Genomic DNA, 26,789 nt, shown 5'->3' on the forward strand with positions numbered 1-26,789 from the left:
GGTCGGCGGTCACAGGGTGAGCGCCTGGCGGTGGACGGCGGCCAGGCGCTCGCGCAGGTCCTCGTCGTGGATGAGTTCGAGGGCGCGCGGGTGGTCGGCGGCGCTGGCGGCGAGGAGGTCGCGCTGCTGGTCGAGGTAGGCGGTCAGGAAGGCGCGCACGTCACCTTCGGTGTGCTCCAGGACGCGGGCGGTGTAGAGCATGGTGAGGGGGAAGGCCCAGCAGGCGTGGAGGAAGCCGAACGCGGGCCGCATGCTCTCCCTCCAGGGGGAGTGAAAGACGGCCTGGTCGTCGAACGTGCACCCGGCGGCGGCGAGGGCGTCGTTGAGCCAGTTGTGGCCGGCCTCGTGGATGAGGTCGCGGGCCAGCACGGCGGGGTCGCCGGTGTGGTCGAGGAACACCGTGCCGGGTAGGCGGGTGATGGTCCAGCTGATCAGGGTCTGGCCGAGTTGCTTGGCCCGCAGCAGGACGACCACGACGGCGTGCGCGGCCAGCAGGGGGCCGAAGCCGGTCTGGTCGGCGGTGGTGAACGCGTCGGCCACCAGCGTCCGCAGGCCGGGCGCGGCGTGTTCGGTGCCGGGGCCGAGCACGTAGTACGGGGTCTCCGAGATCGGGGAACGGGGCAGGCCGGCGGGGTCGGGGGCGACGACGACGCGCGGGCCGAGCACGGTGGGGGTGGAGCCGGCGGTGGCGTCGGCGTGCGGGTTGGCGGTGTACCAGTCGAAGGCGGCCCGCTCCCCGGAGCGGGCGGCGGCTTCGGCACCTTCGAGGGCGTGGTGGGCCAGGCAGTAGTCGGCAGCGGGGCCCAGGCCCGTGGGCCGGGGCGGGGCCCCGGGGCTGAGGATCGTGTGGATCTTGGCGGTGCGCTCGTCGTGCAGGCGGCTGGTCGGCGGGAAGTCGAAGAGGCCGGGGTTGTCCACGTGCGGGCTCCTGTCCAGGGCGGAAGGGGTGGCCTGGGGCCGGGCCCGCCGCGGTCGGGTCCGGCCCCAGGTTGGTTACCGCCGGCGTTCAGCGCGCCGGGCGGTCAGGGGTGTTCAGGCGACGTCGCCCTCGGCGGTCAGCCAGCCCTCGGCGGAGACGCTGGAGGTGTGGGCGGTGGCGCGGACGGTCTCGTCCTCGCCGCGCAGGCCCTCGACGTCGGCCAGGAACTCGGAGATGCGGTCGTTGTCCATGGGGTCCTTCTCCTTCTGAGCGAATCGGATGGTTGTGCGTGCCCGTTGCGGTGGTGCGTGCTCGGGCACCGGGCGGTGATCGCGCCCGGGTCACGGTGGCCTCCCGGTCAGTGCGAGGCGGTGCGGGCGGCGGTGCGGAGCGCGGCGGCGAGGTCGCTCATGGCGGGGCGGTCGCTGCCCTGGTCGGAGAGTGCGGCGACGACCAGGGTCCGCAGCGCGGCGGGGATGAGGGCGAGGTTGGCGTGGCCGCCGAGGCGGGGGATGTCTGCGCACAGGTAGCGGTAGATCAGGACGGCGAGGCTGAACACGTCGGCGGCCGGGCCAGCCTGGTGGTAGCCGGTGAGGTACTCGGGCGGCCAGTGGACTTCGGGTCCGCGGTGCTCGGGGCCGCGCGCGACGGACAGGCGGCGGGCGGCGCCGAGGTCGGTGATCAGGCCGCGGCCGCCGTGGATGAGGATGTTCTCCTGGTAGACGTCGCGGTGGACGATGCCGCGCTGGTGCAGCGCGAGCAGGCCCTCGGCGACGTCGGCGAGGATGTTCAGGCCCTCGTCGGTGTCCTTGCCCGAGGCCATGAAGGTGCGGAAGTTGCCGCCGTCGCACAGGGGCATGGTGTACCAGTCGAACCGCTCGCCGTGGCCGTGGTCGAGCAGGGGGACAACGTGGTCGGCGCCGGAGGCGGCCCGGGTGAGGTCGGCCTCGTGGCGGAAGTCCTCGCGGGCCAGGGCGCGTTCGGCGTCGGTCATCTGCGCGTACCAGTAGAAGCCGTACGCGGCGGGCCGCTGGTCGGTGGGGAGTTCGGCCAGGACGTGGTTGGAGCCGAAGCCGGCCTTCAGCACGACAGGCTGGCCTCCGGTGCGGTGGGCGGTGACCAGGGTGCTGGCGCGGGTGAAGGCGAGCAGGTCGCTCACCTGCCATCCGTCCGCGCGGAGTTGGTCGATGACCCAGGCGGCGGGGTGGAGGGGGTGGAGGTTCATCAGCTCGATTCCTCAGATCGCGGACGGGCGGTTGGAGCCGTTCAGGTGGGCGAGGCAGTCGGCGGCCAGCTGGTCGAGGTCGGCCTTGGTGGTGCAGGGCCGCTGCCAGACCTCCAGGCCGGTGCAACGGGTCCAGGCGGTGGCGGCCTGCGGGTAGAGGTCGGTGAGGCGGGCGGCGGCCTCGGGGCGGTCGGTGAAGCGCGGGGCGCTCTCGCGGCCCGCGATGCGGGCCTGGCACAGGCCGGGCTCGGTGGTCAGCAGGACGGTCAGCTGCGGGCGGGCCCGCTGTTGCTCGGCGAGGCGCTCGACGTACTCGGCGACCGGGCGCCGGTGGACCAGGGCGAGCAGGCAGGCGGTGGACAGGCTGAGCCGGTCGGCGATGACCGGGCCGCGGGCGAGCGCCGGGGTGAGGTTGAAGCGGGCGTGGAGTGCGAGGTCCCAGCAGGCTGCTTCGACGGCTTCCTCGGGATCGTCGGAGCTGTGTCCGGCCCGCAGGCGCACCAGAGTGCGGGTGGCGGCCAGGGAGAGCCAGGAGAACTGGCCAGTGTGGTCGAGCGGGACGCCGCCGGTGCGGGCGTCGGCGAGGAGCCGGTCTCGCAGGGTGCTCTTGCCGGCGCCGGGTAAGCCTTCCAGGGCCACGAGCACGGCGGTCAGCTCCTCGGGTCCTCGGCGGCGAGCCAGCTGATGAACTTCGCGCACCGCCCGGCGGTGACCGGCAGGGTGCCGTGGGCGAGCTGGGAGCCGTACAGCAGCGCGGTGCCCGGCGCGGGATCGACAGACCAGCGAGTGCGGGGCATCTGCTGGAACCAGGCGGCGGAGTGGTCGGCGCCGTCATGGGCCAGCCACATGCCCTCGGCGTAGCCGTTCGCCTCGGGTTCGGGGGCCTGGCGGTACCAGAGCCGGTCGCTGGAGGCGGTCTCGACATAGAAATCGCCTCCGGCGTCGGCCTGGGCGATGACGACGCTGATGCCGGCGATCTGGCGTGGCCAGGCGAGCGGGTCGGGAGCGATGCCGTCGAGGTGACTGGTGATGTGCTGGCCTTCGCCGTACTCGACGTACGTCCACGGACGGCACACGGTGATGGAGGGCATGATCCGGGCCAGGGCCGGGCGGGCGCGGTCGAAGGCGTTCTGGAGGATCTTCTCCGCCTCGGCGGGGATGCCGGGGATCTCGACGCGTCCGGCGGGCTCGTAGACGGCCATCGCCTGCTCGTGGCTGTGGCCGGGGATCTCGTGGATGGAGGTGCGGCGCTCGTCGCCGAAGCGGTCGGCGTCGGCGGCGGTCAGGACGTCGTGCATCAGGGCGGCGAGCTGGAGCCGCTCGCTGGAGCCGAGGAAGTTCTCGATGCTGCCGACACCGGTGGTCTCGGCGATGTGGATCGTCACGGGGTGGGCCTCCTGGTGTCGAGGACGCGGCGGATGTCGTCGAGGTCGGTGCAGTGGTTGAGCCAGCTGACGACCGGGCTGCCGCCCCCGGACAGCGGGTCGCGCCACAGGGCGAGGAGTTCGCCGGTCAGCGGCAGCTCGCCGGTGCCGGGCAGCAGCCAGGCACCGGCCGTCTCTCCGACCTGGGCCGCGGGGCAAGGGGCGTGGTGTTGGTGGACGAAGACGCGGGTCAGCCGGGCGGCGGCGGCCTCCCGGCACGCCTGCCGCATCGGGCCGTGGGGTTCGGGCCTCTGGTAGGCGCGGTGCTCGGTGGCCAGCCACGCGTCGGCGACGGCGGCGGCCGAGCCCGCGACGCGGCACGTCGCACAGCACGCGGGCCCGTGCGACGGGCACCGCCCGGCCCACGTGCCGAGGGTGGCGGCGACCTCGTCGAGGACCGCCCACGCGCCGTGGGCCAGCAGCCCGCCCGCGTCCGGCCGCGCGGGCCCGGACGGGGTGCGGTGGTTGCAGCACAGCTCGCCGCCTGCGGCGGCCGGGGCCGAGGCGAGGGCGGGCTCGATGAACAGCACGTGGAAGTAGGAGATCCGCCCCAGGAGCTGGTGGACGGTCACCTCGTCGCGGGGCCTCATCCCGCCACCGCCGTGGACGCGGCATCGGCCGGGGCCGGCGGCGGGCAGGCGCACGCCGTACCCACCGGGCGCTCGGCCGCCAGCACCGTGGCCAGGGCACGGGCGGCGGCGTCGAGGTCGGCGAAGTAGGCGTCCCAGTCCTGGCGGCGGTGCGGGTGGAGGCTGAGGTCGAGGACCGGGACAGTGGTGCCGGAGGTCTCGCAGGTCAGCTCGGAGCGGGCGACGCGGACCTCGATGCCGCCGGGCAGCACGGAGGCGACGGCGGTGGCCGCGCGGCACAGGGCCGCTGCGGTACGGGCGTACTCGGCGCGGTCGCGCGGAAGCAGGCCGACCCGCAGTTCGGCCGGGTCCAGGTCCAGGCCGCCGTACGGGTGGCCCTGGCAGCTGTCGTAGGTGATCAGGCCCCAGCCGGTGGTGAGGACGCCGACCAGCGGCCAGACGCGCGGTTCGATCGCCTCGCGCCAGTTCGGGTGGTGGGGGTCGAGGTCGTCGGCCTCGTGGACGCCGGGCAGGCCGACGGTGTTGATGTTGCCGTGCTCGCTGGCGTGCAGCCGCACCTCGGCGCGGGTGGCGGCGGGGTCGTCCCAGCGGGCGATGAAGGCGTTCACGTCGCGCATGCTGTTCGGGCTGCGGGGGTGCCAGCGAAGTGTCTGGCACCAGGCGCCCTCGGGGTGGGCGGGCTGGGCCAGCAGGGCGGCGATGCCGTCGACCATGCGCATCCGGTAGTCGCAGTAGGCGTCGCCGTCCACGGCGGGGTCCTGGCGCCAGCGGGTGGCAATGCAGCCGCCGCCGCAGGTGCTGCGGTAGTCGCAGCCCGCGCACTTGGCCATCAGTGCCTTGCCCTGGTTCAGCAGCAGGTTGCCCTGCTGGCGGCGGGCCACCTCGTCCTGGCCGGTGATCTCGTCGAGCTGGCCCAGGCGGCCCTGGGGCCAAGGGAGTTCGTCGCAGGAGCCGAACCGGTTGTCGGGGTAGAGGGTGAAGACGTGGTCGCACTTGAGGTCGGAGAAGTGGCAGAAGCCGCTTCCTAAGCCGCGCAGGCGCCGGATCGTGGAGACGGCCGGCTCCAGCTTGATCCGGGTGAAGTGCCCGGCGCCGATCCAGTGGGCGGTGGCGGCCAGCACGAACTCGGCGTACTCGTCCGGGTGGATCGCCCACGCCGGCCCGCCCTCCGCAGCGAGGGCGGCCTGCTGGAGCAGGCGGCTGGCCGGGACGCGACGGGCCAGCACGGTAGTGGAGCGGCGGATGGCGGTGTCGAAGCAGGGCACGAAGCTGACCGCGTTGACCGCCGCGAAGGCGGCGAGGTGGTCGAGGACCTGCTCGGCCCGGCCCAGCACGGCCGGGGTCACGGTGGTGATGACGCCGACCTTGCGGCCCCGCTCGGCCAGCAGCTCCAGGGCCGCCGCGACGCGCGGGTAGACGGGCTGACCGTCGTAGCCGATGCGCCAGGCGTTGCCCTGGGCGTCGCCGTCTAGGGAGACACCGATCTGCAACTGCGGGCAGAGTTCGTCGAACAGGTCGAGCCAGGCCGCGTCGAGCTGGACGCCGTTGGTCTGCATCGACACCCGCACGACCTGCGGCTGGGCGGCGAGTTCGCGCAGGACCTCGGCGACGGCCCCGCGGCCGGCGGTCAGCGGCTCCCCGCCGTGGAGCTCGACGGCGAGGGGGCGGCCCCGGAAGAGCCGGGCCAGCTGGCCGATCTGGTCGGCGCTGATCCGAGCTCCGCCGGGCACCTCCTTGCGCTTCTCGTAGCAGTGGGGGCAGTCGATGTCGCAGGTCTCCCCGCGCAGCTTGACGATCACCGACACCGCGGTGCTGGTGTCTTCGGGTTGAAGGCTCCGGTAGAGCCGGTCGATCGGGTGGTGCTGTTCGGTGGTGCGGTGCATCGGCTGCCTCCCTTGCTGCCGTGACCGGGGTGTTAGTCGAACAGGCGTCCCAGCAGGGCGCCCTGGCCGGACTGGAGGACGTGCGCGGCCTCCAGCGGAATCCAGAAGCACTCGAAGCGAGTGGGCTCCTGCTCGCCGTCGTGGTCCTCCTGGCTCATCCACCGCTCCGGGGTGGGCTCGGTGAGCTCCAGGTGGAAGACGTGCCGGTGCTGGATCTCCAGCCGGTACGGGCTGATGTCGTACTCGGTCTCGCCGAGCTTGCGCACGATCTTGAAGTCGTTCAGGCCGGTCTCCTCCCGGGCCTCGCGCAGGGCGGCGGCCTCCGGGGTCTCCCCGGGGCGGATGCTGCCGGCGGGAACCTGGATGCCGACCTCCTCGTAGGAGTAGTCGGTGTGCCGGAACACCAGCAGCCGCCCGTCGCGCACGATGTAGACGAGCACCTTCTCCTTGATGATCTTCTCGGGCATCGGAACAACCTCCACGTGGTCGGGAATGATCGTCTGGGGGCTCGCGGGAGCACGGCTCCAGCCCCTCGGCCCGGCCGACGAGACGGGCCGGAAAGCCCACGAGTCTAGGCCCCCTGATAGATCGTCACCTCACATCCTCCCGACCGATGCCAAGGGCGCTCGGATCGTTGTGCGATGGGATGATCAGCCGGATGCCACGGCCATCGCCAGCGAGTCCTCAGGGGTGCCGTCGCCCTCGCGGGCGGCGCAATGGAGGCTGAACCGGATCTGCTTGCCGCGCGGCAGGAGTTCGGTCTCCAGCTCGCCCACGAGCCGGGCGAGCAGGAGGAGCCCCCGCCCGCCGGTCGCGTCCCGCCCCGGCTCCCCGGCCACCGGCAGCCGGCCGTCGAAGTCGGTGACAGCGACGCGGATGCCGTCCGCGGTCTCCCGCACCACCAGCTCGCCCCCGCCTCCCGTGTGCAGGAGGACGTTGGTCAGCAGTTCAGTCACCCCCAGCTCCGCCACGTCTGCGAACTCGCTCTTGCGCCAGATCCACAGCTGGGCCCGCACGATCTGGCGCACGCGCCCCATCGCTTCGGGCCGCAGTGCGGGAAGGACCAGGCGCAGCTCCCCGAGCTGGTCGACAGTCGCGACAGACATGGGCCCTCCGGATGGCTTCGGATACAGGGCTGACCGTTGCGCTCCGTACTCATCGAGGTACTCTGCGCTCGGCCGGGTTTCGATGATGGACTGGCCGTGGCGGAAGGGCAAGGTCTCCGGAGAGGAAAACCTTTCCTTCTGGCTATCTGTCATATGCACCTACTGGCACGGGGACTACGCTTTCCCTGAGAAAGCTGCGGTTCCGGAGTCAGGAGGTGCGATGCCCGTCGAGCCGACCCCGCGCCGAAGGCGCCTGGGGACAGAGATCCGACGTGCCCGCGAGGCGCTGGGATGGAGCCTGGAAGAGGCCGCCCAGCACCTCGGCTACAAGGCGTTGTCGACCGTCAGCAAGATCGAAAATGGGACACAAGGAGTCAAGCTCCAGGTACTCCCCCACTTCTTCGAGATCCTGCAGATCAACGACGAAGCCCGGCGCGAGCAGTGGCGTGAGCTGGTCCGACGCGCCGGTGAGCCGGACTGGCACCAGCGCTACCAGGGCGTCGTCGAGGACCCCCTCAGTGACTACTTGACCGAGATCGAGGAAGCGCTCGACCTGTTCCACTGGAACTCCGGCGCCCTACATGGCCTGCTCCAGATCCCGTCCTACGAGCGGGCGATCGTCGAAGGCAGCCGGGCCTGGACCACCGCCGACGACATCGAGCGCTTCCTCGCCATGCGCACGGAGCACCGCCAGGCCATGGCCAAGCGCAAACCAGCCCTGCGGATATGGTCCGTGATTCCCGAAGGGCTTCTCCGCCAGGAAGTCGGCGGCCGCGCCGTCGCCCAGGCCCAGGTCGAGCACCTCATCGACCTTCTCAAGAGCGACCCGAACACGACCATCCAAGTCCTGCCGCTGAGCGCAGGCGCGCACGCAGGCATGGACGGACCTTTCATGCTGATGTCGTTCGCCACCGGCAACGACACGGTCACCATAGAGGCCACCCGCGCGCGGCTCCACCTCACCGATCCGGAGTCGGTCGAGGTCTACCGCACCACCAGCAGCCACCTGAAGTCCGATGCCCTCGGTCAGAAGGCATCCCTCTCCCTACTCAAGACGATCGCCAAGGAACTCGCGCCATGAACAAGAACGACCTCGACCCTGCCTGGCTCGAAGAGCAACTCGCCAGAGCCGAGTGGCAGACCGCCAGCAGCGGCGGAACCAACTGCGTAGAGGTCGCCTTCCTCGACAGCGCCATCGTGGCGATTCGCGACTCCAAGAACCAGCACAAGCCGCCGCACATCTTCGACGACGCCGAGTACGACGCCTTCGTCGACGGCATCATGCGTGGCAAACTGCGCAGGGCCTGACCATCTTTGAGGGCGGCCCGGATGCGAAAATTTCGGGCCGCTCTCGGCTGTCGACGTCGCTTCTCGTCGTGCTGCCCTCCGATAACACCAGGGTGAGTCCGCGGCCGGCGAGGAGTTGGTTCTCGGCGTCGACGGTGGCGAACGCCGTCATGCCCCGCTGCTACGGCGAACGGCTCGATCGGCGAGCCGCATGTTCGCCTCCATGAGGTCCAGCCCGGCGGCAACGTCCGCTCTGGTGACCTCCCACCAGCCGGCCCGGTCGAAGATCCACCAGGACTCCCGGTAGCGGGCGAAGTCTCTGATCGTCTCGCTGAGGAAGCGGGCGTCGCCGTCCGCGAGGGCTGCGTCCATGACGGCGTGGCTGAGGTCGGCCATCATGCTCGCGTCGGAGTTGGTCACCTTGGTCCCCCTCACGCCCGGATGTTCGGCTGGATGCTGGGCGCCTGCTGCTGGACCGGTGGCGGTTGCAGAAGCGGTGCCGGCTCTACCTGGGCGATCGAGGTGACGGCCTTGACGGCGAGGTCCACCTTGGGCTCTACCCCGGGAGTGCGGGCGGTGACGTCGGCGGTGGCGAAGTCCGTGGCGAGCTTCGTCCGGATGTCCTCCGCCAGCATCTCCCCCGACAGCTCGATGGCGGCACCGACGACGACCGCGGTGGCGGCGAGGCGGGCGAGGTAGTCGGGGCGCTCCTCATGCTGCTCGACGCTCACCTCCACCGTCACCTCGTACGCCTGGGTGTCCTGCTGGTAGACCTCCCACTCGACGGTCAGCTGGTCGACCGGTTCGCCCCGCTCCGCCACGACCACGATCGCCTCGTAGACCTCGCGCCGGGGGCCTTCCTCGAACACCTCGGGGTACAGCCAGCTGCTGACCTCCCGGACCTGCTCCGGGTGCTGGAGAAGCTCTGCAAGCACGGCGTCCTGGCGCTCAAGGCGTACGTCGACCCGGACTTCTTGCTCTCCGGACGTCCTCGCCCGGGGCTCGTACGGTTCGGGTGCCGGCTCGTTGATCCTGGCCACCGGGGCCGTCTGCTCCGTGCGCCGCATCGCCTGGGCGAGGCGATCGAGCACCGGGTCCGGACCGCGCAAGCCCGGGGCGGTCGGCCGGAGTCGGTCGACGTGAAGGGCGAGGTCCCGGCGGACGGCGGCTTCTTGGACCATGCGGGCGTAGCTGGCGATGTTACGGGTCTGCGGTGCGGCGTCGGCGAGGCGCCGCAGGTAGTCGGCGTTGACACCGCTGATGGCCGTACGTTGGGCGATCAGCTCCGGCAGTCGGTCGGCCGTCGCCGCCGGGGCGTTGGTGCGCGAATCGATCAGCGCAGCCAGCAGCGCGCGGTGGGTGGGGTGGGCCATCCGGTCGGGGGTGAGGTAGGCGATGTCGTCCAGCCGCTGGCGGTCGCGCAGGGCTGCGCCGATCACGGCTTGCTCAGCGCGGAGTACGAGGTCGGGGTGGGTCATCGGGTTGTCCTCGACTTCGTAGCGGTGGTGGCTTCCCTGTAGCGGCGGGCGGCGTCGTCCGCGGCGGCCATCCGGGCGGCGGCGTCTTCGAGTCGTTCCAGCAGTTCCTCGTTGACGATGCGCAGCCAGGCGCCGTCGATGTCGACGGCCCACCAGGCGTCGGCGAACCGCACGTACTCGGGGATGCCCGGGCTGATCGGCTTGGCGAGGCCGCGGGCCCGGGCGTCGTCCATCTGGGCTGCGGTAAGGCGGTCCGGGCTGCCGGCTTCGGCGGTGTCGACGTGGGCGGCCAGCAGGCGGCTAGGGATGCCGGCCCACGGGTCGGCGTCGGTCCAGCGCTTCTGGAGCTGCCGGTCCTCGGCGGCCGGGAACTCCATGCCACGGTGGCCTGTTCGGCATGCGGTGGCGTAGACGGCGGTCGCGTTGGCGACCACCGTGCGCAGTTCGGTGTGCCAGTAGCGAGCGGCCTGGCCGACCTGCTGATCCGGGGCGGCGCCGTAGATCTCCTCCCGCCAGACCTTGAGCGCCCACAGCTCTTCGATCAGACCGGGGTGCTCGGCCCAGCAGCGTGGCAGCCTGGACTCGACGGCCAGCTCGTAGCGGTCGTGGAGCCAGGTAACCCAGTCGCACAGGTCGCCCCAGGCCGCGATGCGCTCGGGGCCGGTCATGGTGTGCCACTCGACCAGCCGGGTACGGGGCTTCGCGTCGGAGCCGGCCGGGTGGGCGCCGGTGGTCGGCGTCGTGTCGGCGCGGCGCCCTCGGTGGCGTCGGATGCGGGTGCGCGGCCGGTGTTTGACCCTGCCGATCGGCGTGATCGCGGGCTCGGTCATGTCTGGTCCTGGAGCTGGGCGGGCAGGATTCGGGTGCGTTCGGAGCTGGCGGCCGGGTACCCGGTGGGCTGCTTCCCGGCGTGCGCGGAGCTGGCGGCCGATGCCGCTCTCCAGTCGGTCATCACGAGGTACACGGCGGCGTCGAGCGACTCGATCGACGTGCTCGGGGTGAGCATGAGCCGACGCAGGTAGGAGACGGTGTCCATGGACTCCGCGACCAGCTGCGCCAGTCGGGGGGACAGCGCGTCGGTGCTGCGGTGAACGTGGTCTTCGATGGTCGCGGGGGTCACCGTCTCGTTGTCCGCGTGCAGCGCGAGCATCGCCTCGTAGATGCCGTAGCGCACATGGGTGGTGAACGTGTCCACGGGTACCCAGCCGCCAAGGTCGGCGAGTTCACGGGGGCGCTGCACGAGGTAGGCCAGCACCAGGTCCTCGTGGTCTGCCCGGGTAGGCCGCCAACTGCTCAGCGGGAGGAACCGGCCGGCGGTGTCCGCGCGGTGGTCGGCCCAGTCGTCGGTCGGCCAGTGCGCGGGGACGGTTTCCTGGTAGCCGGGGCTCCATACGGTGATCACCGGTGTGCCGGAGTGGTCTTCTCCGGGGTGGTAGAGGGCGCCGTCGATTCCGCGCACCGGTCCGCTCCACCGCAGGGTGGACTCGGCCGGAAGCTCGGAGCGGCGGAGCAGGCCGTGGTGGTGGCGTCGGTCGAAGCGGGCGAGCCAGCGCCGGTCGGCGTCGGTCCGCGGTTCGGCGTGGTGCCCGCTCCACGCGGGTCGGGGGGTCACGCGGCGGCCTCAACGGGGTCGAGTTCGCCGGCGCGGTAGCGTCGCGACCACTCGATGCTCTCTTGGTACAACTTTCGGTCGGGGCCTTCGTAGTGGCGCTGCATGCGGACCTTGGTGATGGGGGTGGTGGCGTGGATGACCAGGGCTTCGCGCTTCTCCTCGTCGAGGGTGCGGATCTCGTCCGGCGTGACGGTCTTGCGGTCCTGGAGGGTGGTCTGCATCGTGGTGCCCTGCGCGCCGCTCTGGTAGGTCGTCAGGGACTCGCGGAAGATCCCGGCCAGCTTCGAGAACTCTTCGAGTTCGTCGCCGCCGAGGCCGCCGAGAGCGATCTTGACGGTGGAGCTTCCCCAGAGCATCTCGGCCCCTTCGCGGCCCCAGACCTTGCGGGCCTGGGCCATGTTCTGGAGGACGGCGACGACGTAGATGCCTGAGCCGCCCGCGAAGGACATCAGGTCGGGCAGGTTCGGCAGCGGCGTGACGTTGGCGACCTCGTCCAGCAGCGCTCCCATCGGCGGGTCGAGCCTGCCGCCGGGAGAGCGGTCGGCGAGGCGCTTGGCGGTGCCGAAGACCTCGGAGACGAAGGCGGAGATCAGGGGGGCGAGCGCGGTCGCGTCTTCCTTGTCGACCAGCAGGTAGATGGTGCCGTTGCTGCGCAGCCAGTCCTCGATGTCGATGCCCTGGCCGGCCTTGGGCACGAAGGTGGCGCGGGCCAGCGGCGAGAAGAGGGGCGTCAGCGCGGTCTGTACGGTGGCGAAGAGGTTCGCCCGGGTGTCACCGGGGTTGCGGTAGAGGCCGTCGAGCATCTCGGCGACTCCGGGTTCCGCGCGGCGGGACTCGGCGAGCAGCTTGATCGGTTCTTCGAGGTGGGCGTTGAAGCCCCAGCGCAGGACGTCCTCCATGCTGCGGCCGGTGATGGCTGCGGCGTGCAGCCAACCGGCGAGCAGGGAGGTTGCGGTGGCGCCGAAGAAGCCCGCGCCGCTGGAGTCGGTGGTCTCGCTCTTGCCGATCTTGACCATGAGGTCGGCTCTCTGCATGGCCTTGCCGAAGTCCTCGCAGCCGCTGGTGGGCGACCACTGCACCTGGTCGGGCCACTCGACCATGCCGGTCGGCAGCATCGCCAGGGTCGGGCCGAGGCCGCGTCGGATCAGCGCAGTCGCGTCGAGGACGTCGGATCGGACGCTGGTGATGAGCATGGGACCGCGCCACGCACGAATCCAGGGGATGATCACCTGGCTGGTCTTGCCCTGGCGCGGGGCGGCCAGCATCAGCACGGAGTTCTCGATGCAGACCCAGAGCAGCATGCCGGCCAGGGTGCGGCCGAGCTGCACTGCGACGTCGGCTGCGGTGATCCGGTGGCCGTTGAGCGAGGGCCGGACGATGGGCCCGCGCTTGACCACCGCGGCGGCGGACAGGGTCTTCGACAGCTGGGAGACGGAGGCGAAGCCGCGCACAGAACGGCTCCGCCGGAGACGGCGCAGGGCGAAGGCGCCAGCGGTGACCATCGTGCTGGCGACGATCGTGGCGGCGACGGCGAAGCCGGCCGGGCCGGGCAGGTCACGACGGACCTGCCCGGGCCAGGCCGCTCTCGGGTCGTCCAGGTGGTGCGGCAGCTGCTTGGCGACGCTGAACGCGTCGCCGAAGGGGACCGCCGGCCAGGCGGCATGAGTGATCAGTCCGGCGACCTGACCGGTGGCCCACGTTCCCACGGTGACTGTGACCACCACGATGATCAGCAGGACGATCAAGTAGTCCGCGGGGCCGTCCAGCACCGGTCGCCGGGCGACGGTGGAGTTGGAGGCGGAGGCCATCTCACACAGCCATCCGCTCGTTGGTGTAGTACAGCTGCCGCTCGGCCGGACTCAAGATCGTTTGCACAACGTGGCTGGAGTTCCTGCCGATCTTCCAGATCGCGCGACCGATCTGTTCACCGCTCCAAGAGGCGATGTGCGCGCACTCGGTGTCGGTCAAGCCGATCACGTCGCGGGTCATGGCCAGGGGTGCGGTGTCCTGGCGCAGGCAGATCCGTACGTCGCAGCTGGAGATGAGGTTGCGGGCGATGCTGACCTCTTCGCTGCCCTGGGCGCCGACCGCCTCGAAGTCGCTCAATCTGTGCGTGCTGAGGACCTGGATGGTGCCCTGGGCGCGGGAGAGCCGGAGGTCGGAGTCGAGCTTGCGGATCATGGCGGGCACGCGCATCGCGCGCCACAGCTCGTCGCGCACGATCAGGCGCACGGGTCCGCCGGGTTCGTCGATCGCGGCTTGGCCCCAACTGCTGACACAGGCAAGGGTCATGGCCACGGTCTCGTCGCCGCGGCCGTCGATCCGGGACAGGTCGACGGTCTGGATCGGCGCGCCGAAGTCGGGCCGGACCGTGGTGGGTCCGTCGAACAGGCCCGACAAGGAGCCTCTGACCATGTTGCCGAGGGCGTCGGCGGCCGGGCGGATCATCTCCCGCAGTTCGGTGACGTCGGTGTCGCGGACGCGCAGGTCCTGGGCCATCTCGGGCAGCGGGTCGCGCAGCAGGGCCCAAACCTGAGGGATCGTCGGGTCGGTCAGGTGGCTGGCGCCGGTGGCCTGGCCGGAGGCGTGCTTGATGGCGAGGGAGAGCGCGGCTTCCTCGGTCGGTGTGAGGTTGCGGCCGAGGCGCATGACCAGCAGGGAGGAGAGCAGCGTGATCCGGCGACGGTGGACTTCGTCCAGGCGCTCGCGCAGCTCCTCCGGGTCGGACGGCAGGTTGGTGCCGAGCGGTCCGCTGTCCAGCGGGTTGAGCCGGTTCCGCAGCCCGGGGCCGAGTTCGACCGGCTCGACGCCGAACGCGCGCGCCAGGGAGGCGTACTCGTTCTTGATGTCCCCGAGGATGAACGACCGGACGCCGTAGGCGGCCAGGCGGGTCACCAAGGACTTGATGGTCGCGCTCTTGCCGGTGCCGGGGACTCCAGTGATCAGCAAATTGGGATTTGTGATCAACCCGCGATGCAGCCACTCGATCGGATGGCAGGAGAAGGCGCCGCCGGAGAGGCAGTCGACGCCGATGTAGGCGCCGGCCGGAGGCATGGAGGCCCCGTACAGCCAGGGATACAGCCCCTGGACCTGCCCGGTGCTACCCCTGTAGACCGGGACCTCGGGCATCCGCGGTGCTCGCCCGGCGAACGGGCGGGCGTAGCCGCGCCGGGGCGCGACCGGTTCCCGGCGCACCTTCGGCGCCTTCCGGGACGCGGACTTCGGCTGCACCGGCACCGGGCGGCCCAGCACGTCGGTGAGGTCGAGGACGGGGAGGTCGGTGGTGGATCGGCGACGGAACATCAGGCCGCCCTCTTCTTGGGCAGGCCCATGCCGACCGGCAGCGCGCCGATCGCGAAGCCCACGTCCTGGGCCATCCACATGCGCTGGAGTTCGATGCTGCCGCTGTTGGCGTCGGCCAGGAGCTCGCTGCAGGCGTCCTCAAGGTCCGCGGGGTCGGTGACGGTAACGGTGCAGTAGGCGGTGTAACGGACCATGCCGTGGCCGGCGGCGCGCTCCTGGTCCTGGGCCTCCGCGCGGCGCAGTGCCTGCTTCTCCGCTTCCGGGACGATCTGGCCGGTCTTGTGCCGCATGTTGACGGCGACCTCGCGGGCGGTGCGCTCCTGCATGATCTCGCGCTCGGCGGCGCGCGGGCTGCGGGGCTCGAAGTGGAGGTTCAGGGTCCTTCGGTACTTTCCTTCGCCCAGCAGGGGGGCGAGGGCGGTGGCGTATACCTTGTTCTTCGGCCAGCTGTGGACGGCGTAGGTGACCGAGACGGCGCCGTCGTGCTCGTACCGGCCGCGCCAGGCGTGGGCGGCGGACGGGCCGGCCGCTGTCGGGCTGACTCCCGCCGCGAAGGGGGCCTGGTCGCCTCGGAGGGCGGCGGAGGTGGCTGCGGCACGGCGCTCTGCGAGCATCCGGCCGGAGTCCGGGTCGAAGGCGGTCCTCATGACCTCGGCCAGTTCGCGGGGGTTGAGCCAGCTCTCGACCTGGAGGTCTGCGGAGGCGATCGAGGACGTCATGGCCCGAAGGTTGCGGACCAGGACGGCGGCGGCTCCGGCGTCGCCGCCGCCCGCCGCCTTGATGGGGCTGGCGGCACGGGCGGCGGACATCGTGATCGCGAGGTACGCCTCCCGCTGGCTGGTCGCCAGCGTGGCGGTGGAGAGCAGCGACTTGGTGACGTCGACCGCGACGGCGGGCGCCTCGGCGGCGACGTGGTCGGCGTGCCAGCGCTGGAGCGCGGCGCCGGACTCCGGGACGATCCGCTGGAGCGCCTGAATCCGGATGATCGCGTTGCCCTCGGTGCACTGGGACTGGAGCAGCGAGCCCCAGTTGGCCACCCGCTGGTCACGCCTGCTGGAATCGGCAAGGCCGATGCCGGGAACGCGCACCCGGGCGACCGCCGTGTAGGTGCGATCGAGACGGTGGTGGATCACCGCGATCGGGGCGCCGCTGCCCCCGTCTGCTTCGAGGATCGCCAACGGGGCGAGGATGCCGGGCAGGTCCAGCCGAGGTTCGTCCGTCTCGGATACGCGGGGTGCGAAGGCGCCGGAGAGGAAACGATTCTGCCCGCGGAAGCGGAGGATTTCGAAGGACATGAAGGCGACCGCCCATTCATCGACCGTACGGCCGGCGATCCGGACGAACGCGAGTAGGAAGAGGACAAACGACACGGGCCATGTCACAAGTCCGGCCCGGATGTAGGAGATTGCGAAGGGCCAGATCAGTCCGAGGACACCGGTGCCGACCATCGCCGCCCGTTGTCCCGAGAGGCCGAACAGGAAGTTGACCTTCTCCTGCTGCCACCCGAAGTAGGTACGGGTAGCGGTCTCGGTGCTCATGGCTTGCCGCCTCCTTCGGAGTGATCAGGACGGGTGGTCTTGGCGGGTGGGGCGGGGCGCTCGACCGGAGTGGCCTGGGTGCGGGATGTACCGGGTCGGTCTGCCGGGGCCGGTGCGGGCGCGGTCGGCCCCTGAGCCGACTTGGGCCCCGGGCTTGCTGCGGGTTGGCTGGCCTGGAGCGGTGCGGCGCTGGAGGCGGAGCGGCTCGGAGCGGCCGGGACCTGCGCGGAGGTCTCGGGCCCCGCAGGGGAGTCCGTGCCTGCACTCGGGCCGGAGGGCACCGGGGGCATCTCGATGGTGGGCGGGTCACTGCGCGGAGCACCGGCGACCGGCAGGTCCGGGGTGCTGTCGTGGAGCGCCTGCTGGTGATCGGGTTGCGCGCTGGTCGGCCCAGCCGCGTCGACCTGCGGCTCCTGCTGGTCCGACCAGTCCGGCTCCGGCTGGTCGGGCAGCAGACCGCCCGCGGTGGGCAACGGTGTACTGGCGTGGCGGTTGACGTACCCGGCGGGCTGCGCCGCGTACGGGTTCGCGCCCTGCACCCCGGCGTGGGCGGCCATCTGCTCCATGCCACCGGCCAAGGAGTTGACCGCCTGCTGGGCCGCCTTGACCGCCGCGACGGCGATCATCCCGACCGGGCCCGCTGCGGCACCGGCTCCACCGGCCGCAGCGCCTCCGGCGCCGCCTGCTGCACCACCGGCCGCACCGCCTGCGCCTGCCGCGCCGCCACCGGCACCGGCACCTCCGCCCTTGCTGGCGAAGCTGTTCATCGTGCGGCCGGCGCTCTCCTGCCCGAAGGAGTCCGGGGAGGCGCCGGTCGGCGGACCGCCCGCACTGCTACTGCTCAGTCGGCCACCGGCGAAGCCGAGCAGAGCGGCGAGTCCGGCACCGCCGCCGACCTGAACCGAGGCGAAGCTGAAGAAGCGTGCGATGGCCGGCCATGCCAGGGCGGCGAGCAGCAGGAGGAGCATCCCCGACAGGGTCGTCTGGAGGTCCTTCGAGTCGCCCGCGACGTTGAAGCCCAAGGCGAAGACCAGCGCGATGACCGGCTTGAGGATGATCAGCTGGATGGTGGAGGAGACGAGCTTGGACCACCAGCTCTTGGTGGAGTCGGACACCTGGCCGACCGCCGAGATCGGCGAGGTGGCGATCAACGCGACGATCGCGGCGTTGCGCAGCAGCATCTCGAACCAGAGCACGAGCGTCAGCAGGATGCCGATGATGGAGATGATCAGCAGGAGCGAGGCCCCCGTCCCCGGCGTGTAGGAGACGAGCTTGCCGATCTTGTCGGTGAGGGCCTGTTCTCCGCCGAGTGAGTTGTCGACGATGTACTTCGTCAGTTCGTCGCTCGCCGCCAACGCGGTGGAAGCGACGATCAGCGTGAGAAGAAACGCCAGCGCCGCCTTACCGACGCCCACAGCGGCCGTGGCCAGCGGGCGGCCGTCATGGGTGACCACCGTACGGATGACCTGGAAGACGACCAGCAGGCAGGCGACGAGGGCAGCGACGCCGAGAGATATCGCGTAGACGCTCCTGACTCCGTTGCTGGCGAGGTCTGGACCCGGAATCTTGACGAAGGCGGTCGCGAAGGTCTTGAGCAGATCGGTCGCGGAGTCAGCGAAGGACTTGCAGATCGAATCCCATGCGCTGCTCGCCACCTTGCCGGCGGCGTCGCCAGCGAGCCCGCCGAGAATGGTGTCGCTAGGCCCAGGGATGCAGTCGAGGGGACTGGTCAGGCCGCAGGCCATGCGAGCCCCCAGGTGGTGGTGCTGGTGACCATGGTTATCGCTTCAATTCCTGCCAGCCCTTCGCCGAGGCTTGGGGGCTGCCCGGCTCGGCGACGAGGCTGGTGTAGTCGGTGGTGGAGTTGCCCGAGGGGGCGGGTATGCGCCAGTCGTTCGCCGACCAGGTGAGGTCGAGCGGGTAGACGCCCATGCGCGTGTGCATCCCGGTGCCGGGCACGCTGGTGGTGTAGGTGGACAGCAGCAGGACCTGGACGTTGTCGGGGCCGACCGAACGCACCTGGTACTCGATGGGCGACAGGACGACGGAGACTCCGGGCTGCAACTGGCCGCTCTGCGGCAGACCGAGCCCCTTGCGGGTGGCGACCGGGCCCTTGGCGAGGTCGTCCGCGGCGGAGGACCAGGAATCGACGGCGACGAGGCGGGCGACGGCTGCGGCGCGGTCGGGTTCAAGGGTGGAGCCGAGCTGACGCCAGTACTCGACCGCCGCCGAAACAGCACCTACCGTGGAATGAGGGAAGCCCAACTGCACCCCGTTGACGAGGCGCTCTCCGCGCACGAGCTGGAGCGGGCCGGTCAGCCCGGGAGCGGGCGACCCCGTGGAGTCCACGCCGGTGACCGAACCAGGTCCGGGGATGGCGGCCGGCGGCGTGAACACCTTGGGCCCTCGGGGCTCACTGCCGGACTCGATGGCGACCCCGATGGCAACGCAGGCGAGCAGGCCAGCGACACCGAGGAGGAGCAGCGGCAGAATCCGGCGGCGGGGGCGGTGGTCGAGGAACTGGTTCATGGTGCGTCCTAGGCCGCAGCGCCGAACACGGTGTTAACCACCGGGATCGCGCAAGCGGTCACGATGACTCCGCCCAGGGACCAGACCAGGGAGCGCTTCCCCTTCTCTGCGGAATCGGGCCGGTTGGAGAGGTGACCTATGCCCATCAGGCCCCCGGAGACCACGGCGGCGACGGCGCACGCGATCAGCGCGCCCCACTTCGCGTAGCTGAGCAACAGGTTCGCGCCCTTGCTGCCGTTGGTCGGGTCGGCCGGCGCGGGATTCTGGATATCCGCGAGGTAGTGGACGTCTGCAAGGTGGTGAACGGCTTGCAGGGTGAGGGACATACCGGGCTCCCGGAAGGCAGATGTGCCAGCGATCCCGCAGGATCTGTCCTGGCCAGAAGGGGCCGCCCCTGCTGTCGGGCATGGGGAGGCGGATGAAGCGGCCTTCACCTGGGTTCAGCACGTGAGGTCAGTGCTATTCACTCTGGCTAATTTCGGCCGTGAGCAAACGATAAACGCCCGCAAGCCCGGCGCGTCAACCAAAGTGAATGTGACTAGCCTCACCCGACCACTCTCTGTTTACGGTGGCTAATCGGCGTCACTGTGCGCAACGATGAGACCAGTCAGCAGCAAGGAGTGCTACGCGCGTCATGGCAGTCGAAGAATCCGCCGGGGCCGGCTCGATTGCGAGCCGCCTGGAGCACTTGTTCGCGACGGTCCACCCCGCCGACCGAGGCCCCTACACCAACCCCGAAGTCGCCCAAGCGATCAACGAGACGGCGGGCCACCAGGTCCTCGGAGCGACCTATCTGTGGCAGCTGCGCAAGGGCAAGCGGACCGACCCAACACACAGCCGCCTCACGGCAATTGCCGACTTCTTCGGCGTCTCACCGCTCTACTTCTACGAGGAGGAGACGGCGAAGCGGACCGACGAACAGCTTCGTCTCGCGAGCGCGCTGCGCAGCCCGTCGATCCGGCAGATGGTGCTCGACATGGACGGCCTCTCGGAGCGCAGCATGGCGGCCATCGCCACCATGATCCAATCCGCCCGGACAATGGAGGGTTTGCCCGACTCTGGCGCCGCGCCCGAGTGACGAGCCCCACACGCGACCCCGATCACCTGATCATCACAACTTCACACAGCGAGCACACTCCCGGTGTCCAGTCGCATACAGTTCTGCGAGCCGGGAGGAGTGACCGGCCGACTGCCGTCGCCCGCTCCAAGGACTGCCTCCCGAGGAGGGAGGCATCTTCATGTGCGCGTCGCAGCTCTGCGGCAATCGACAGCAGGACCATGGCGCCGCGTCGCGGCCGTCCCGGCCGTCGCCGGCGGCAGCCGCTCCGCCGACATCAGCCGGAGCGCCGCCGAGGCTGCGCCCGCTCGCGATGGCGGACATCCGGCTCCACGCAGCCGGGGCAGAGGAGTGCGCCGAGGCAGCCCTTCGCCTGGCCTTCCCGGATCTGAGGCCCGCCGCCCTCCAGCACCTCTTCGGCCGCCCCGGCGCCTGAGTCGCTTCCAGCACGCACCACAGCCACCCTCACGGCAGCCCGAGCCCCACCCCTCCCGCCAGCCCTCAAGGGCGAGGTGCACCGTGAAATATTCACTTTGGCTAAGACGTGGCATTGATCACGTTCACTTTGGTTGACCTAGCTGCATTGCATCAGCCTATGGTTCGAGCAAATCCGATTAGCTGATGTGAATCGGCCGACGCTGCGGAGCAGCGCACGGCCGCAGAGGTGGCACGTGAAGAAGGCAGCCCATCTGGCTCTGGCAGGCGTCCTGGCGCCCTTCGGAGTGGTCCTTGGCATCGCGCTCGCCGGCGGAGGAGCCGCCGCCGCCACCCCGACCGCCGCCGCCGCGAACAGCGGGTTGGGCTGCTTCAAACCGGTGGCACCCGGGCAGATCACCGCGGACGGACAGCAACTGACCACGGAGCAGATCAACAACGGCCAGATCATCTACCAGGTCTCAGTCCAGCTCCAGCTCCAGCCGCAGGCAGCGGTGGTCGCAATCGCGACCGCCCTGCAAGAGTCGACGTTGCGGAACCTCAACTCCGGTGACCTGGACTCGCTCGGGCTGTTCCAGCAACGCCCGTCGCAGGGGTGGGGCTCGCCTACCCAGATCCTGGACCCCGTCTACGCCTCGACCAAGTTCTACGCCGCGCTGGTGAAGGTTCCGGGCTGGGAGACCCTGCCGGTCACCGTGGCCGCCCAGCGGGTTCAAGCGAGCGCGTTCCCCGACGCCTATGCGAAGTGGGAGGGCACCGCCCGGCAGCTGGTAGCCACCTACAGCGGGAACGCCACGGGCTGCTCCCAGGGCAACGGCGACGGTCAGACCACGACGGAGGCCACCAGTCTCCCGGCCGGCTTCTCCCTCCCCGCCGGAACACCCGTCCAGGTCGTCACCGCGATCAAGTTCGGCATCTCGAAGCTGGGCATGCCCTATCAGTGGGGCGGAACCGGCGATCCGAGCTACGACTGCTCCGGCCTGATGCTGCGCGCCTACGAGGCCGCCGGCATCACCATCCACAGGACCACCTTCGAGCAGGTCTTCGACGGCACGCCGGTCTACGGCGCATCACAGCTCAAGCCGGGCGACCTGATCTTCCTCGCCGGGACGGACGGCACGCCGACCTCGCCCGGTCACGTCGGGATGTACCTCGGGTCGAACCTCGTCCTGGACGCGCCGCGGACGGGCAAGAACATCCAGATCACGAACTTCACCGGCGGCTACTGGGACAAGCAGGCGGTTGCCTTCCGCCGAATCATGCCGTCCTGATGTGGTTTCTCCTGGCGCTCCGCGCCTTCTCATCAGTCGTGCGTCTGCCTTGCGCGGCGCGCAGGACCCGGGAGAAGACCCACAGGCCGGAGGCACGCTCCGGATCCCTCTAAACCGGTCGAGGGACATTTGGGTTGTTCGATGTGTTTTAGGGCGGCTTGTACCGTAGGTGGCATGTGTGTGGATATTCGTACTGTGCTGCGAAAGCAGGAGGAACAGCTGCGGCGCTTTCGCCAGGACCTGTTCTCTACGGAGCCAGCCGATAGCGGCCTGGCCTCCGTTCTGCCCACAACCGTGCTGGAGCAGTTGCGGGCAGAGGGAAGGACGGTGCCGCACCGTTTCGGACCAGTGCGCTCCGTGACCGACCGGAATGCTGTCCTCAGCATCGTCGGGGACATCATCGACCAGGCCGTACTGCTGGAGCGCCCTGGACGGGAGGGAGCTGTGCTGACACTGTCGGTCGCCGCGCGGCACAAGCAGCTCGGCACTCGCCAGGCAGTTGACCCGCAGGAGGCGAGGGCCTGGGTGGAAGCGATCGTGGGCCCCAAGTGGCTGCCGCACTTCTACGCTGCCGGGGCCCTGAGCGGCTCCACCTCCGGCGGGACCTCAACGTCGGGGCGGTTGACGACGCAGTACTTCTACCTGTTCCTGGGTGCTGATGGCGTCCCGCAGGCCGAGCCAGAACACCAGCTCGGCGTGCAGTTGACCTCGCTCGCCCCTGCGCCCTGACCATCACCAAAGCACACAGGGCATCGTTGCTTGATGCGGAACTAAGATCCGACGTGCAACTGATCGCGTCCGGGAGGACCCCATGCTGATCCGGCTTCGTCGGCTACTCCGCGCGGCGGCCGGCCACCGCGACTGGCTGGTGCACGACGTTGAGCGCGGCATCGTACGTCGAGAGCGGACACGACGCGCCGCGGTCCGGTGGGGACACAGTTGGTTCGCCTTCCACGGCGATCCGAGCCTCGCGTTCATGATCCTGCCGGTCGATCGGTGCTCCCAGTGGGGCATCGATCCGACTGAGCCCGAGCTCTACCCAGGCGATGCCTACGCCAACGGTCCGCGTTAGCGCAGAGAAGGCCGGGGGCCTCACCGATCGCGGTGAGGCCCCCGGCCTTCTCTCTGCTCATTCCCTGGCGAGCGTTCCCTTGTCGGTGGTGGTCCACTCGACTCGTTCGGAGCGGCCGTCCGAACGCGGCCACTGGACGTGAACGCCTCCCGGGCGCACGTCGATGATCAGTCCGCGCAGGTACTGGCCGGAACCGTCCTTGGTGGTCGCCATCCAGTGCCGGCCTATCCAGGTGGTGGGAGGCTGCTTGGCGTAGCGGTCGTGGGTGATGTTGTTCATTGGTGAACTCCTGTGGCGGTGGAGGCGGTTTCGGTTCCGTGGTGTCGGGAGGAGCGACATCTGGTCACGGTGGATGAGGCGGGGGCGGGCATCCCTCCGGACCGGTCGGCCGGCGAGAGGGGACACTGACCCGCCGCTGTCGCGTCATCGCACTTCCCTGTTCCATCCGCAGCTGTCGCGCACCAGGCCCGCCGAGGCCCAGAGCCTGACGTCGGACGGCCGGTAGCGCCGCAGGCCGTCAGTGCTCTCGGTGTACCTGGGGCCGGTGCCGACAGCAGCCAGGTCCCGCAGGTCCGTGCTCGTGATGCCGAGGTAGATCGCCGCGTCGTCCACGGACCACCACGGGCGGCGAGTCGTGCAGCGCTGTCGCTTCATCGCTTGCTCCCCGTGTCGGAGGAGCGGCCTTCCAGCCACTGCCGCACGTCGTGCGGGTCGTACCGCCTGCATCGCCCGACCTTGTAGCTCCGCGGCCCGGTGCCCTTCCAGTTCATCTGGTAGATCGTCTGCGTCGGCACGCCCAGGAACTCCGCGAGCTCCTTCAAGGTCCACAACCTGTCCGTACTCATGAGCACTCACATCTCGTCCATGTGTCATTTCGACAACTCTGCTTGTCGTTTGGACAACCGAGATGAGCATCAGGCAGTGCCTGCCTAGTTGTCAATACGACATTCAAAGTTGTCGTTTCGACAATCAAACCCAGGAGCCCTGCGCTTGCCGAGGGGTGATTGTCGAATCGACAGCCGCAGGGCGTTGCGAAGTTGTCGATTGCGCAATCGAGAGGTGATGAGTAGAGTCGCCGATACGACAAGCAAGGAGGCCAGATGTCGAGCGACTCGGCCCCGCCGACCCTGTCGGTGAGCGACGCAGTGGCGCTTCGGGTGAAGGAGGCCCGGAATCGACGCGGATGGACCATGAAGCAACTAGCAGCCGCCTGCCACGATGCTGGCGCGACGAAGTTGACGGCCCCCGTCCTGGCCAACATCGAGACGGGTCGGCGTGACGCGAACGGCGTTCGGCGGCGCGAGCTGTCGATCGACGAAGTCGTGGCCCTCGCAGTGGCGTTGGACATCTCGCCGATGCATCTGCTGGGCCTTCCGGAAGAGGCCGAACCCGGCACGACGGTTCTGCTGACTCCAGAAGTGGCAGTCAGCGATGGCGAGTTGCTGATGGAGTGGTTCTGCGGACAGAAGGCGCTGCCCCAAAGCGACTCCAGGCAGTTCTACTCGACAGCCATCCAACGGAGGCCGGCTGGCGACAGCCAACAGGCCCTCGCCGACTTCACCAGCTCGGTTCTCCAGGACCGGGCCGCCGCGATGACCGCAGCCTTCAACTCGGAGATGGCGGCGACCATGGCGAAGATCAACGCTGCGGTTCGGTCGGGCGCAAGCCCGGAGGAACTCGCTGCCCTGCTCAACCCGGACGACTCCGGCTCGAAGTAGGGCCCTGCATCACCAGGCGTTCGGCACGGCCGCAGCGCCAGTTCAGCGAACCCGATTGCGCGACCGACCGGTCCCGCACCCGTACGGGCAGAGAAGAGGAAGTCTTATGGCATGCACTCATCAACGATTGGCAGCACACCATGCTCCACGCTCGGATCGAGGACCGCGGTAGGCACGCGGACTACCTGCTGGCCGCCGCACGCGCTCGTACGGCCGGCCGCACCCCTCCCGCCCGCTACCGCGTGCGCTGGCGCGACGAGGCGGGCACGTTCCACAGCCTGAGCTTGCCGACCGCACACCTCGCGGCAGCCGTGCGCGTCGACATCGCCCGCGGCCGGGCTCCACTGACGCTTGGCGATCTCGTCGACCGCTGGTCCTCCCTCCCCGTGCGGTCTTCCCGACCTGGGGCGCCGAAGTTCCCGAACCGCCGACCGCTCGACAGGCACGTGCTGCCGCGCCTTGGACGCAGGCTCGCCATCACGATCACGCGGGCGGACGTCGAGCGCCTGATGTCGGCCCTGCGCGCAGAGGACCAACTCAGCGCCGCCACGATCAACAGCGTCCTCGCCGCGCTCAAGCGGGCCCTTGAACACGCCGTCCGCCACGGCCACGTGCCCAGCAACCCAGCGCTCGGCATCCGGCCGCTCCCTCGGCCGGCCTGATCTCCGGCACAGCACCCGACCTCTGGCCCTCCCCCTGTCACACCGCGCCGGCGTCCCCTCCTGCGCAGTGTGCAGACCATCGATAAACCATGCCACCCGAAATGCGGCAGAAGTCGCGTATCCAAACGGGCAGAAAGAAGGAATGGATATGACCATGAACGTTGCAAAGCAGATCCAGGTGATTCATGTCCCGCGTATGGATAGAAGACCGCATTAACCACGCCGCTTACAAAGAGGCTGTCGCGAAGGCAAAGCCGACTGGGCGTAAGCCTCCCGGGCGATTCCGAGTTCGCTGGTACGACCCGAGCGGGAAGCCTCGGATGTTGACCTTCCTCAGGAAGATCGACGCCGAATCCAAGCGAACCGAAATCGAGAGCACCCTCGGCCTCGGAACGTACCGGGACCCGAAGGCCGGCCGCACCAAGGTGGCCGAGATCGCGGAGAGCTGGTTCGCCTCCAAGGTCGACGTCCGCCGGTCGACCCGCAGCCGCTACCGGGGCGTCCTCGACCTCCACGTGATTCCCCGCTGGGGCACCACCGCAGTCGCCGATGTACAGCACGAAGACATCGTGACCTGGCTGGGCACCATCATGTCGGACTCGGTCGCCTCCGGCTCCCCGCTGAGCGCGGCGACCATCCGGAAAATCTGGGTCGTCCTCAAGGGCGTCCTCGGCTATGCGGTCCGGACGAAGAAGATCGCGCACAACCCCGCCATCGGGGTGCCGCTCCCCCGATACACGCCCGCCGAACACGTCTACCTAACAGACGTGCAAGTGGAAGCCCTTGCAGAAGCCTGCGGAGAATACCGGGCCCTGATTCTCTTCTTGGCCTACACCGGAGTTCGCTGGGGTGAGGCGACGGCGGTTCAGATCAAGCATGTCGACCTGAAATCCAGGCGCGTCAGGATTGCGCAAACATGGGGATCGGATAAGGGGAAGCTGTACCTGGAGGACAGCCCCAAGAACCACGAACGAAGGTCCGTTCCAATCCCGGCGTTTCTCATTTCCGAGCTGGCCAAGCTTATTGCCGGGAGAAAGCCGGAGGAATACCTCTTCGTCGCACCGCGCGGTGGCGTCCTGATGATCCGAAACTTCATGCGGAGGCACTTTAAGGGCGCGCTCATAACGGCTGGACTTGGCGAGCTGGGAATTACCCTGCACAAACTCCGGCACACTGCGGCCTCGCTGGCGATTGCCAGTGGAGCCGACGTCAAGGTGGTCCAGACGATGCTCGGACACAAGACCGCGACGCTGACCTTGGACACGTACGGTCACCTCTGGCCAGACCGCTTGGACGAGGTCTCCGACCGGCTCGACGCCCAGCGCACCAAGGCGCTGGAGAAGGCCAGAAAGAAGGCCGAGAAGGCGGCGCGCAAGGCCCGGGAGCTGGCCGAGCAGCTGGCGGCCCTGGAGGCCGGTGATCTGGCCGCCGCAGCCTGATGTGTGCTGAATGTGTGCCGGGAACCGTTGAGGGCCGACACCCTTCCGGGGTCGGCCCTCAACTTCCCTGCCATGTATGCGAGTTGTGGAGCCCCCTGTCGGGTTCGAACCGACGACCCCCGCTTTACAAGAGCGGTGCTCTGGCCAGCTGAGCTAAGGAGGCACGGTGGCCGTCCGCGATGGATCACGGCGGCACCGGGGGCAGTCTACCGGGCCGGGGTGTCGGGGTGGGGGGATATCC

Annotated in this window: 31 protein-coding genes and 1 tRNA gene; 9 read left to right on the plus strand and 23 right to left on the minus strand. The window is 69.7% G+C overall.

Translation table 11 applies throughout. The annotated features are described in order from the left end of the window. Positions 1-9: 9 nt before the first annotated feature. The 9 genes from VM95_RS25610 to VM95_RS42770 form a co-directional block, all read right to left on the minus strand. Positions 10-918: an aKG-HExxH-type peptide beta-hydroxylase gene (locus VM95_RS25610; protein WP_157882206.1), complete on the minus strand. Its 909-nt coding sequence runs from the start codon at positions 916-918 to the stop codon at positions 10-12. Positions 919-1,032: 114 nt separating this feature from the next. Further along, positions 1,033-1,170, minus strand: a complete 138-nt coding sequence (locus tag VM95_RS43375) for a hypothetical protein (protein WP_167352958.1) — start codon at positions 1,168-1,170, stop codon at positions 1,033-1,035. A gap of 107 nt (positions 1,171-1,277) precedes the next feature. Beyond that, complete coding sequence (locus VM95_RS25615; RefSeq protein WP_045700712.1) at positions 1,278-2,144, minus strand: protein kinase domain-containing protein; 867 nt, start codon at positions 2,142-2,144, stop codon at positions 1,278-1,280. Between the two features lie 12 nt (positions 2,145-2,156). Continuing rightward, complete coding sequence (locus VM95_RS25620; protein WP_045700714.1) at positions 2,157-2,789, minus strand: nucleoside/nucleotide kinase family protein; 633 nt, start codon at positions 2,787-2,789, stop codon at positions 2,157-2,159. A 5-nt stretch (positions 2,790-2,794) separates the two neighbouring features. Next, complete coding sequence (locus VM95_RS25625; protein WP_244178941.1) at positions 2,795-3,529, minus strand: hypothetical protein; 735 nt, start codon at positions 3,527-3,529, stop codon at positions 2,795-2,797. Then, on the minus strand, positions 3,526-4,158 hold the full coding sequence (locus tag VM95_RS25630; protein ID WP_157882207.1) for a hypothetical protein: 633 nt from the start codon (positions 4,156-4,158) through the stop codon (positions 3,526-3,528). The genes VM95_RS25625 and VM95_RS25630 overlap by 4 nt, the downstream gene beginning before the upstream one ends. Beyond that, positions 4,155-6,041, minus strand: a complete 1,887-nt coding sequence (locus tag VM95_RS25635; RefSeq protein WP_063773566.1) for a radical SAM/SPASM domain-containing protein — start codon at positions 6,039-6,041, stop codon at positions 4,155-4,157. Before VM95_RS25635 ends, VM95_RS25630 begins: the two co-directional genes overlap by 4 nt. A gap of 32 nt (positions 6,042-6,073) precedes the next feature. Continuing rightward, positions 6,074-6,508 (minus strand): NUDIX hydrolase, encoded by a 435-nt coding sequence (locus VM95_RS25640; RefSeq protein WP_045700718.1) that lies wholly within the window; start codon positions 6,506-6,508, stop codon positions 6,074-6,076. A gap of 183 nt (positions 6,509-6,691) precedes the next feature. Beyond that, on the minus strand, positions 6,692-7,147 hold the full coding sequence (locus VM95_RS42770) for an ATP-binding protein (RefSeq protein ID WP_052707569.1): 456 nt from the start codon (positions 7,145-7,147) through the stop codon (positions 6,692-6,694). A 220-nt stretch (positions 7,148-7,367) separates the two neighbouring features. Between VM95_RS42770 and VM95_RS40660 the strand changes: the two genes are divergently transcribed. Both VM95_RS40660 and VM95_RS25655 read left to right on the plus strand, forming a co-directional pair. Further along, on the plus strand, positions 7,368-8,228 hold the full coding sequence (locus tag VM95_RS40660; RefSeq protein ID WP_045700721.1) for a helix-turn-helix domain-containing protein: 861 nt from the start codon (positions 7,368-7,370) through the stop codon (positions 8,226-8,228). Then, positions 8,225-8,455 carry a DUF397 domain-containing protein gene (locus tag VM95_RS25655; protein ID WP_045700723.1) on the plus strand — a complete coding sequence of 77 codons (231 nt, stop codon included), beginning with the start codon at positions 8,225-8,227 and terminating at the stop codon, positions 8,453-8,455. The genes VM95_RS40660 and VM95_RS25655 overlap by 4 nt, the downstream gene beginning before the upstream one ends. Positions 8,456-8,602: 147 nt before the next feature. On the opposite strand, the gene VM95_RS25660 is transcribed toward VM95_RS25655, so the two are convergent. Genes VM95_RS25660 through VM95_RS25705 form a run of 10 tightly spaced genes read right to left on the minus strand, consistent with a single transcriptional unit; the run spans position 8,603 to position 19,220 of the window. Further along, positions 8,603-8,854, minus strand: a complete 252-nt coding sequence (locus VM95_RS25660) for a hypothetical protein (RefSeq protein WP_167352959.1) — start codon at positions 8,852-8,854, stop codon at positions 8,603-8,605. An 11-nt stretch (positions 8,855-8,865) separates the two neighbouring features. Further along, on the minus strand, positions 8,866-9,912 hold the full coding sequence (locus VM95_RS25665) for a DnaB-like helicase N-terminal domain-containing protein (protein ID WP_045700727.1): 1,047 nt from the start codon (positions 9,910-9,912) through the stop codon (positions 8,866-8,868). Continuing rightward, positions 9,909-10,742, minus strand: coding sequence for a hypothetical protein (locus tag VM95_RS39100; RefSeq protein ID WP_052707570.1), 834 nt, complete (start codon positions 10,740-10,742; stop codon positions 9,909-9,911). Before VM95_RS39100 ends, VM95_RS25665 begins: the two co-directional genes overlap by 4 nt. After that, positions 10,739-11,524 carry a DnaB-like helicase N-terminal domain-containing protein gene (locus VM95_RS25675; RefSeq protein ID WP_045700729.1) on the minus strand — a complete coding sequence of 262 codons (786 nt, stop codon included), beginning with the start codon at positions 11,522-11,524 and terminating at the stop codon, positions 10,739-10,741. Before VM95_RS25675 ends, VM95_RS39100 begins: the two co-directional genes overlap by 4 nt. Next, the gene (locus VM95_RS25680; protein WP_045700731.1) at positions 11,521-13,332 is read right to left on the minus strand and encodes a type IV secretory system conjugative DNA transfer family protein; all 1,812 of its coding nucleotides are present in this window, start codon (positions 13,330-13,332) and stop codon (positions 11,521-11,523) included. Before VM95_RS25680 ends, VM95_RS25675 begins: the two co-directional genes overlap by 4 nt. 1 nt (position 13,333) lies before the next feature. Further along, the gene (locus tag VM95_RS25685) at positions 13,334-14,827 is read right to left on the minus strand and encodes a VirB4 family type IV secretion system protein (protein WP_045700734.1); all 1,494 of its coding nucleotides are present in this window, start codon (positions 14,825-14,827) and stop codon (positions 13,334-13,336) included. Beyond that, positions 14,827-16,365, minus strand: a complete 1,539-nt coding sequence (locus VM95_RS25690) for an SCO6880 family protein (protein WP_045700736.1) — start codon at positions 16,363-16,365, stop codon at positions 14,827-14,829. The genes VM95_RS25685 and VM95_RS25690 overlap by 1 nt, the downstream gene beginning before the upstream one ends. Further along, complete coding sequence (locus VM95_RS25695; protein WP_045700738.1) at positions 16,362-18,110, minus strand: hypothetical protein; 1,749 nt, start codon at positions 18,108-18,110, stop codon at positions 16,362-16,364. Before VM95_RS25695 ends, VM95_RS25690 begins: the two co-directional genes overlap by 4 nt. A gap of 34 nt (positions 18,111-18,144) precedes the next feature. Further along, positions 18,145-18,894: a DUF8175 domain-containg protein gene (locus tag VM95_RS25700; protein ID WP_045700740.1), complete on the minus strand. Its 750-nt coding sequence runs from the start codon at positions 18,892-18,894 to the stop codon at positions 18,145-18,147. Positions 18,895-18,902: 8 nt separating this feature from the next. Next, positions 18,903-19,220: a hypothetical protein gene (locus VM95_RS25705; RefSeq protein ID WP_045700742.1), complete on the minus strand. Its 318-nt coding sequence runs from the start codon at positions 19,218-19,220 to the stop codon at positions 18,903-18,905. A gap of 308 nt (positions 19,221-19,528) precedes the next feature. Here VM95_RS25705 and VM95_RS25710 point away from each other — a divergent pair, with 308 nt between their 5' ends. The 4 genes from VM95_RS25710 to VM95_RS25725 all read left to right on the plus strand — a co-directional run bounded on the left by VM95_RS25710 (position 19,529) and on the right by VM95_RS25725 (position 22,729). After that, entirely contained in the window at positions 19,529-19,972 is a 444-nt protein-coding gene (locus VM95_RS25710; protein ID WP_045700744.1) for a helix-turn-helix domain-containing protein, read from the plus strand. Positions 19,973-20,622: 650 nt separating this feature from the next. Continuing rightward, complete coding sequence (locus VM95_RS25715; protein WP_045700746.1) at positions 20,623-21,657, plus strand: C40 family peptidase; 1,035 nt, start codon at positions 20,623-20,625, stop codon at positions 21,655-21,657. A 195-nt stretch (positions 21,658-21,852) separates the two neighbouring features. Beyond that, positions 21,853-22,386, plus strand: coding sequence for a hypothetical protein (locus VM95_RS25720; protein WP_244178942.1), 534 nt, complete (start codon positions 21,853-21,855; stop codon positions 22,384-22,386). An 82-nt stretch (positions 22,387-22,468) separates the two neighbouring features. After that, positions 22,469-22,729 carry a hypothetical protein gene (locus VM95_RS25725; RefSeq protein WP_045700751.1) on the plus strand — a complete coding sequence of 87 codons (261 nt, stop codon included), beginning with the start codon at positions 22,469-22,471 and terminating at the stop codon, positions 22,727-22,729. Positions 22,730-22,786: 57 nt separating this feature from the next. Here the strand turns inward: VM95_RS25725 and VM95_RS25730 are convergent, their stop codons facing one another. The 3 genes from VM95_RS25730 to VM95_RS25740 all read right to left on the minus strand — a co-directional run bounded on the left by VM95_RS25730 (position 22,787) and on the right by VM95_RS25740 (position 23,550). Further along, complete coding sequence (locus tag VM95_RS25730) at positions 22,787-23,008, minus strand: hypothetical protein (RefSeq protein WP_045700752.1); 222 nt, start codon at positions 23,006-23,008, stop codon at positions 22,787-22,789. Positions 23,009-23,152: 144 nt separating this feature from the next. Further along, positions 23,153-23,383: a hypothetical protein gene (locus VM95_RS25735; protein WP_045700754.1), complete on the minus strand. Its 231-nt coding sequence runs from the start codon at positions 23,381-23,383 to the stop codon at positions 23,153-23,155. Continuing rightward, positions 23,380-23,550, minus strand: a complete 171-nt coding sequence (locus VM95_RS25740) for a helix-turn-helix transcriptional regulator (protein ID WP_244178943.1) — start codon at positions 23,548-23,550, stop codon at positions 23,380-23,382. Before VM95_RS25740 ends, VM95_RS25735 begins: the two co-directional genes overlap by 4 nt. 279 nt (positions 23,551-23,829) lie before the next feature. Between VM95_RS25740 and VM95_RS25745 the strand changes: the two genes are divergently transcribed. The 3 genes from VM95_RS25745 (at position 23,830) to VM95_RS25755 (ending at position 26,548) form a co-directional block, all read left to right on the plus strand. After that, positions 23,830-24,447 carry a helix-turn-helix domain-containing protein gene (locus VM95_RS25745; RefSeq protein WP_045700756.1) on the plus strand — a complete coding sequence of 206 codons (618 nt, stop codon included), beginning with the start codon at positions 23,830-23,832 and terminating at the stop codon, positions 24,445-24,447. A gap of 140 nt (positions 24,448-24,587) precedes the next feature. Further along, positions 24,588-25,109, plus strand: a complete 522-nt coding sequence (locus tag VM95_RS25750) for a site-specific integrase (RefSeq protein ID WP_045700759.1) — start codon at positions 24,588-24,590, stop codon at positions 25,107-25,109. Positions 25,110-25,429: 320 nt separating this feature from the next. Next, on the plus strand, positions 25,430-26,548 hold the full coding sequence (locus VM95_RS25755) for a tyrosine-type recombinase/integrase (RefSeq protein ID WP_052707571.1): 1,119 nt from the start codon (positions 25,430-25,432) through the stop codon (positions 26,546-26,548). Between the two features lie 86 nt (positions 26,549-26,634). Here the strand turns inward: VM95_RS25755 and VM95_RS25760 are convergent. Then, a tRNA-Thr gene (locus VM95_RS25760) sits at positions 26,635-26,711 on the minus strand. Between the last annotated feature and the right edge of the window lie 78 nt (positions 26,712-26,789).

This window comes from Streptomyces rubellomurinus, assembly GCF_000961885.1.
In the GTDB taxonomy this organism is placed as follows: Bacteria; Actinomycetota; Actinomycetes; order Streptomycetales; family Streptomycetaceae; genus Kitasatospora; species Kitasatospora rubellomurina.

Bases quoted from the DNA above. Each gene is read 5' to 3' on its own strand.
- VM95_RS40660 (WP_045700721.1), top strand. From the start codon at position 7,368: ATGCCCGTCGAGCCGACCCCGCGCCGAAGGCGCCTGGGGACAGAGATC.
- VM95_RS25750 (WP_045700759.1), top strand. From the start codon at position 24,588: ATGCTCCACGCTCGGATCGAGGACCGCGGTAGGCACGCGGACTACCTG.
- VM95_RS43375 (WP_167352958.1), bottom strand. From the start codon at position 1,170: ATGGACAACGACCGCATCTCCGAGTTCCTGGCCGACGTCGAGGGCCTG.
- VM95_RS25700 (WP_045700740.1), bottom strand. From the start codon at position 18,894: ATGAACCAGTTCCTCGACCACCGCCCCCGCCGCCGGATTCTGCCGCTG.
- VM95_RS25710 (WP_045700744.1), top strand. From the start codon at position 19,529: ATGGCAGTCGAAGAATCCGCCGGGGCCGGCTCGATTGCGAGCCGCCTG.
- VM95_RS25655 (WP_045700723.1), top strand. From the start codon at position 8,225: ATGAACAAGAACGACCTCGACCCTGCCTGGCTCGAAGAGCAACTCGCC.
- VM95_RS25705 (WP_045700742.1), bottom strand. From the start codon at position 19,220: ATGTCCCTCACCCTGCAAGCCGTTCACCACCTTGCAGACGTCCACTAC.
- VM95_RS42770 (WP_052707569.1), bottom strand. From the start codon at position 7,147: ATGTCTGTCGCGACTGTCGACCAGCTCGGGGAGCTGCGCCTGGTCCTT.
- VM95_RS39100 (WP_052707570.1), bottom strand. From the start codon at position 10,742: ATGACCGAGCCCGCGATCACGCCGATCGGCAGGGTCAAACACCGGCCG.
- VM95_RS25725 (WP_045700751.1), top strand. From the start codon at position 22,469: ATGCTGATCCGGCTTCGTCGGCTACTCCGCGCGGCGGCCGGCCACCGC.
- VM95_RS25735 (WP_045700754.1), bottom strand. From the start codon at position 23,383: ATGAAGCGACAGCGCTGCACGACTCGCCGCCCGTGGTGGTCCGTGGAC.
- VM95_RS25685 (WP_045700734.1), bottom strand. From the start codon at position 14,827: ATGTTCCGTCGCCGATCCACCACCGACCTCCCCGTCCTCGACCTCACC.
- VM95_RS25640 (WP_045700718.1), bottom strand. From the start codon at position 6,508: ATGCCCGAGAAGATCATCAAGGAGAAGGTGCTCGTCTACATCGTGCGC.
- VM95_RS25690 (WP_045700736.1), bottom strand. From the start codon at position 16,365: ATGAGCACCGAGACCGCTACCCGTACCTACTTCGGGTGGCAGCAGGAG.
- VM95_RS25745 (WP_045700756.1), top strand. From the start codon at position 23,830: ATGTCGAGCGACTCGGCCCCGCCGACCCTGTCGGTGAGCGACGCAGTG.
- VM95_RS25755 (WP_052707571.1), top strand. From the start codon at position 25,430: ATGTTGACCTTCCTCAGGAAGATCGACGCCGAATCCAAGCGAACCGAA.
- VM95_RS25635 (WP_063773566.1), bottom strand. From the start codon at position 6,041: ATGCACCGCACCACCGAACAGCACCACCCGATCGACCGGCTCTACCGG.
- VM95_RS25665 (WP_045700727.1), bottom strand. From the start codon at position 9,912: ATGACCCACCCCGACCTCGTACTCCGCGCTGAGCAAGCCGTGATCGGC.
- VM95_RS25630 (WP_157882207.1), bottom strand. From the start codon at position 4,158: ATGAGGCCCCGCGACGAGGTGACCGTCCACCAGCTCCTGGGGCGGATC.
- VM95_RS25680 (WP_045700731.1), bottom strand. From the start codon at position 13,332: ATGGCCTCCGCCTCCAACTCCACCGTCGCCCGGCGACCGGTGCTGGAC.
- VM95_RS25615 (WP_045700712.1), bottom strand. From the start codon at position 2,144: ATGAACCTCCACCCCCTCCACCCCGCCGCCTGGGTCATCGACCAACTC.
- VM95_RS25730 (WP_045700752.1), bottom strand. From the start codon at position 23,008: ATGAACAACATCACCCACGACCGCTACGCCAAGCAGCCTCCCACCACC.
- VM95_RS25695 (WP_045700738.1), bottom strand. From the start codon at position 18,110: ATGGCCTGCGGCCTGACCAGTCCCCTCGACTGCATCCCTGGGCCTAGC.